The organism is Flavobacteriales bacterium (assembly GCA_013001705.1).
Lineage (GTDB): Bacteria > Bacteroidota > Bacteroidia > Flavobacteriales_D > JABDKJ01 > JABDLZ01.
In genome coordinates, this window is sequence record JABDLZ010000201.1 from 1 (window position 1) to 5347 (window position 5347).

Consider the following 5347-nt stretch of genomic DNA (forward strand, 5'->3'; position numbering starts at 1 on the left):
AGATAGGTGCTACGACCTCCACTTTTGGTTATGATGAGAGTATGAGCCGCTACCTCCGCGCTACCGGACGTGCCGATGTGGCCGAGGAGGCCGATCGCATCAGAGAACACCTCACCGGTGATGCTGAGGTCTATGCCGACCCAGAAAGATATTTCGATCAGGTCATCGAGATCGACCTGAATACTCTGGAGCCATCTTTGAACGGTCCATTCACCCCGGATCTCTATACACCTATCAGCGAATTGGGGGCCAAGGCCAAGGAGCATGGATGGCCACTAAAGGTGGAATACGGGCTTATCGGATCCTGCACCAATTCCAGCTACGAGGATATCTCCCGATCTGCCTCGGTGGCCAAACAGGCAGTGGATAAGAAGATCACACCCAAAGCTCATTTCACCGTGACACCAGGCTCTGAGCAGGTGCGCTATACCGTAGAGCGCGATGGCTTCATCGACATCTTCGAGGATATGGGTGCGAGCGTATTCGCCAATGCCTGTGGACCGTGTATCGGTCAGTGGGCGAGGGAAGGAGCCGATAAGCAAGAGAAGAATACCATCGTACACAGTTTCAACAGGAACTTCTCCAAGCGAGCAGATGGGAACCCCAATACGCACGCCTTTGTCGGGTCACCCGAGTTGGTCACGGCCATCGCACTGGCCGGTACTCTGGATTTCGATCCACGTAGGGATACCTTGACCAATGCCGATGGAGAGGAGATCAAACTAGATCCTCCAAGCGGTATCGAACTACCCCCACGTGGTTTCGATGTGGAAGATGCCGGATATCAATCCCCAGCCGAGGACGGCAGTGGTTTGGAAGTAGTTGTGAATCCGGATAGCAAACGTCTAGCCCTCCTGACACCATTCCAGCCTTGGGATGGACAGAATATCGTTGGGATGAAGCTATTGATCAAAGCATTCGGAAAGTGTACTACCGACCACATCTCCATGGCCGGACCGTGGTTGCGCTTCAGAGGACATCTGGATAATATCTCGGAGAACACCCTCACCGGAGCCGTCAATGCCTTCAACAAAGAGACCAATACGGTCAAGAATCAATTGGATGGAAGCTATGGCGAAGTGCCAGCGGTGCAACGTGCATATAAGGCTGCAGGTATTCCGACCATCGTGGTGGGAGACCATAACTACGGTGAAGGTTCTTCCCGTGAACATGCTGCTATGCAGCCCCGTCACCTTGGAGTGATGGTGGTATTGGTGAAGAGCTTTGCCCGGATCCACGAGACCAATCTGAAGAAACAAGGTATGCTCGGACTCACCTTCAACGATGAGTCGGATTATGATAAGATCCAGGAGGACGATACCTTCAACTTCATCGATCTGGATCAGTTCGCTCCAGGTAAGCCATTGACTTTGGAAGTCGTGCATACCGATGGAAGCAAGGACTTGGTCGTGTGCAATCACACCTACAATGCCCAGCAGATCGAGTGGTTCAGAGCGGGAAGCGCTTTGAATGCGCTGGATAAGGATGCATGAGAATGGGATAGGGTGGGCCTGATCATGTCCACCTGATTGTCACAATTTGACTGCGGTATGTCTCTGAATGCTCAGAGTAGCATTGCTAGGCCTTCTTGACGAATTCGGATTTGAGTCCCATGGCTCCGAAACCTTCGACCTTGCAATCGATATTGTGATCGCCTTCGCTCAGGCGGATATTCTTCACCTTGGTACCGGCCTTGATCGGTTTGGGAGCTCCCTTTACGGGTAGGTCCTTGATGATGATCACAGCATCCCCATCACTCAATTCGTTTCCATTGGAGTCCAGCACACGGGGAGTGTCGTTTTCTTGCTCTTCTTCTGGATTCCATTCATGTCCGCACTCGGGGCAGGCAAAGAGTGAGTCGCTCATAGCATAGCCATAAGGCGATGAGCAGGATGGACAGGTCTTCATCTCTTCGGACATGCTACTTTGTTTTTGTTAGAAAGGGGTCTGGTTATCTGGAAAGGGCACAAGGTAGGGCATTCGGATGATCGAGAAAGAGACATCTCAGGGGGACCTGGGTCGACTCATTGAAACATCGATCGGTAGACCCTATTGGAATGAGTACCTTCGCAGTCTCTAAAAAACGCCATTCTTGGCTTAATCCTTTCTTATATAGAATGGCATTTATCGATCGTATTTTACAGACTCCCTCTTATGGCTGGGCAGATGAGAATGGAGAACTGGTGACTCCATCTTTCAAGCGTCTATTGCAAGAGGCCTTCAGTCGGGTCAACATCTTCAAGACACGCAAGAACTGGATCCCCTTCATTAATTGGATGGTGATCCTGTGCATGCTTCCTTTCTTCTATTTCTTCATGGTGCATTATTTCAGTCTGGTACATCTCGGCTGGTTCTTGCTCTATGCCATGATCATCATGAGTACCCATGGTACCATCTGGTATCACCGATTCAGTACCCATCAGGCTTACACCTTCAGCCACCCGGTGTGGAGATTCATCACGCAGAATCTGGTCATCCGCACCTTTCTTGAAGAAGTCTATGTGGTCTCGCACCATGTACACCACTCTAAATCCGATATGCCCGGTGATCCTTACAATGCCAAAGCCGGTCTGTGGTATTGCATGTTGTCCGATGTGAATCACCAGGCCATCGCCAAGGACTTGAGCGAGGCAGAGTACAAAGGAGTGCTTGGTCTGATGGCCCATACGGGTATCTCCATGAATAATTATTCCCAGTATCAGAAATGGGGCTCTGTGGCCCGTCCATGGCATTCGGTCATTCACATTTTGCTCAATTGGGTCTTCTGGTATGCGGCATTCTATCTGCTCGGGGGTCATGGATTGGCCTGTACAATGTTCAGCGCGGCCATGTTCTGGTATGTGCTGGTGCGTGCCTTTAATTACACGGGTCACGGTAAGGGCGAGGATAAGCGCCAAGAGGGAATAGACTTCGATCAGAGCAATCTCTCGATCAATCAAACACGTCCTGGACTCTTCTCTGGAGAATGGCATAACAATCACCATCTCTACCCTCGTAGTGCGCGAGCAGGCTTCTTACCCTACCAGATCGATCTGGCCTGGATCTATATCTACTGTATGCATAAGCTGGGAGCTGTGGCCACCTATCGGGATGCCAAGCAGCAGTTCTTGGAGAAATTTGCGCAGAAGGTGCAGAAAACAGAAGAGTGTTCCCCTAGTTCACAGGCTCAATAGATCGGCCCACTTCAAAAGTACTAGCATCAGGAAGGTCAGCCCGGTGCTGAGATAGATGGCCCCCTGCCAGTGATAGGTCTGTACGGTCCAGTTCTTCCACATGGCCTTGCCATACTCCCGTTTGAAATATTTCCGTGTGACCCGCCAGATCAATAGGGTATTGAACACGAAGAGTGAGAGGGCGATGATCCAGAAATTCTCCATGCACGGAAGATAGTGAAATCGCTTAGGGAAGATGCTGTTCAGGTTTCGTGTATACCTGGATCGGATTCTAAGCGTCCAAGGGGAGGTACCGCTCCTCGATCATCTTGAAATGATGGATCTGATGCGCAGTGATAGTGAGTCCGATGGCATCCAGTGGCATCTCGTAATCGAAGAAGTTGCATCGGGTGTTCAGGATATCGGAATCGAAGGACTTGAACATCATGATGGTCGATTGCCTGACAATGCGCATCTCATCGATCAAGTGTTCGATGGTCAATTGATCGGCATTGGAGTGCTGCCCCATGATCTCCTGGTCATGTGCCACTGGGATGGTCCCTTCTCCACGTGCAAAGAGCACGGCTCTGAAGCACCAGATACGTTCCCAGTCTATCAGATGCTGGAATATGGTGTGAATGGACCACTTGCCCTCCTCATAGGTCTTGAGACCGATGCGTTTCAACTGGGCGATATCCAGCGAATCGATGTCTTTCATGCTAAGGTCTAGCGCCTCCATGAGCTCAGTGCCTGCATTGAGTTTGTAGACATAGGTGAGGAATTCCGGGTCTGTATTGTCTTCTGCTTCTTCCATGGGTTCAGTGTGATTTCCTATGGCATGTATCGGTGGTCATGTATTCGATATGAATTTCGCCAGACGTTCTTTATCACAGTCGTACCAGACCACATCGTCACCTCCGGGGTCGTAAGGTGCGAATTTCTCAAATTCCATTCCGACCTTTTCCATGACCCGTATAGAGGCCGTATTCTCTTTCATGGCGATGGCGATGATACGATCCAGTTGCAGGGTTTCGAATCCATAGTTCAGTATGGCCTGTGATGCCTCGGTGGCGATTCCCTTTCCCCAATACTCCGGGAAGAAGCGGTAGCCCAGATCTATCTCATCGAATTCAGGCAGGTAAGCCAATCCAGCCCAGCCGGTGAAGTGCATTCCTTCTTTCAGAATGGTGGCCCATCGACCGTAACCGTACTTTTTGTAATCCGCGGTGCGCTTCCGTATGGCCTCTTCCATTTCCTCCATGGACTGGACCAGAGGCTCTCCGGTGTACTTCTGCACCTCCGGATGGGAATTCAAGCGGAACATCACCGCGGTATCGTCCAGGGTGATCTCGCGGAGGAGGAGTCGTTCGGTCTCTATGATGGATGGTGGCATCAACATATCTTTGGAATGCATAGGAGCTTCTTCTGTGTCGCGTATCCTACGGAGTTGATTTTCTATCTAAGACTCCTCGCTAAACATACTAAGAGACATTTTTTTTAATTTAAATCTTGTCAATTAACTTCTTAGAAAGCCTCCAGGATCGTCTCCCATAGGTTCTGAAAGCTAATGGATGTAATTCCAACCTTCTCCACCCAAGTAGAGGAGGCATTCGATGAAGGGCAATAGACTTCGAGGTGGGCGCATGCTGCGCAGTGAACTCATGAAGAATTTTTGAAGTCCTCGATTACTTCCTTGATCGGTTTATGCACTCGTCCTGCTGCCTTTTCATAATCAGAAGGCACCTCATTCACCCCACGACTCATGCCCTCATAGATGCCTGCGATGACCGTCCCGATGAAGTCTCCCAGTTCAGCGATCCGCTCTTGCTTGTAGTTCTCTATCGAGACAGCTTGGTATTTCAGTTCGGTGCCATAGACATCATTGATCAAGTCGGCCAATTCAGCTTGGCTGATGGCCTCTCCCGTCAGGTTGTAGGTCTGGCCATTGTGATTTCCCTTGAGAAGCATCAGGGTATAAGCATAAGCCAATTCAGGTCGGCTGGTATAGCCACACTTTCCATCACCTGCACAATTGCGGATCTCTCCATCATTGATATAAGTGTCGAGGTATTCGAGGTCCGGCTCGATGTAGATTCCGTTACGACCGATCACCCAGTCCAAGCCGGAGTTCCGTACATCCTCTTCGGTCTGTCGATTGCTCTGGACGATCGGACTGAAGGCTGTGCCCTCCTCAG

7 protein-coding genes are annotated in these 5347 nt (G+C 50.4%); 2 read left to right on the plus strand and 5 right to left on the minus strand.

Annotation, left to right across the window (positions count from 1 at the left end):
• The coding region (locus HKN79_08250) for an aconitate hydratase (protein NNC83554.1) at positions 1 to 1493 on the plus strand (1493 nt) is incomplete at its 5' end.
• An 85-nt stretch (positions 1494 to 1578) separates the two neighbouring features.
• On the opposite strand, the gene HKN79_08255 is transcribed toward HKN79_08250, so the two are convergent.
• The gene (locus tag HKN79_08255) at positions 1579 to 1920 is read right to left on the minus strand and encodes an alkylphosphonate utilization protein (GenBank protein NNC83555.1); all 342 of its coding nucleotides are present in this window, start codon (positions 1918 to 1920) and stop codon (positions 1579 to 1581) included.
• 197 nt (positions 1921 to 2117) lie between these two features.
• Here HKN79_08255 and HKN79_08260 point away from each other — a divergent pair, with 197 nt between their 5' ends.
• Complete coding sequence (locus tag HKN79_08260; protein NNC83556.1) at positions 2118 to 3173, plus strand: acyl-CoA desaturase; 1056 nt, start codon at positions 2118 to 2120, stop codon at positions 3171 to 3173.
• Here HKN79_08260 and HKN79_08265 read toward each other — a convergent pair.
• The 4 genes from HKN79_08265 to HKN79_08280 all read right to left on the minus strand — a co-directional run.
• Positions 3159 to 3377, minus strand: coding sequence for a hypothetical protein (locus tag HKN79_08265; protein ID NNC83557.1), 219 nt, complete (start codon positions 3375 to 3377; stop codon positions 3159 to 3161). The genes HKN79_08260 and HKN79_08265 overlap by 15 nt on opposite strands.
• A gap of 67 nt (positions 3378 to 3444) precedes the next feature.
• Positions 3445 to 3966, minus strand: coding sequence for a DinB family protein (locus HKN79_08270; protein NNC83558.1), 522 nt, complete (start codon positions 3964 to 3966; stop codon positions 3445 to 3447).
• A gap of 36 nt (positions 3967 to 4002) precedes the next feature.
• On the minus strand, positions 4003 to 4551 hold the full coding sequence (locus HKN79_08275) for a GNAT family N-acetyltransferase (protein NNC83559.1): 549 nt from the start codon (positions 4549 to 4551) through the stop codon (positions 4003 to 4005).
• A 260-nt stretch (positions 4552 to 4811) separates the two neighbouring features.
• The coding region (locus tag HKN79_08280; protein NNC83560.1) for an SDR family NAD(P)-dependent oxidoreductase at positions 4812 to 5347 on the minus strand (536 nt) is incomplete at its 5' end.